The sequence below is a fragment of the Lacinutrix sp. MEBiC02595 genome (assembly GCF_053601555.1).
Map to the genome: position 1 here is coordinate 1 of NZ_JBSHNU010000106.1, position 255 is coordinate 255.

Sequence of the window (255 nt, forward strand, 5' to 3'; positions counted from 1 at the left end):
ACTGGATCAACATTAACAGAAGGAACAGAGCCAACAGAGGTAACCGTACCAGTAAGTGGAACAGTTGCAGCAGGAACAGATGGTTATACTACAGCTGGAACCGTAACCGGAACCGTATATAACGATGAAGATGGTGATGGAACACAAAATGGAACAGAAACCGGATTCACATCTCCAGTAACTGTATTTGCAGATTTAGATGGCGATGGTGTATTAGACGCAGGAGAGCCAACAGCAACTACAGCAGCAGATGGA

General features: G+C 45.1%; 1 protein-coding gene. It reads left to right on the plus strand.

Going from position 1 to position 255, the window contains the following annotated elements; all coding sequences use genetic code 11:
- Positions 1 to 255 (plus strand): hypothetical protein (locus ACVCZW_RS00500; RefSeq protein WP_452231360.1); only part of this gene is annotated, 255 nt, incomplete at both ends.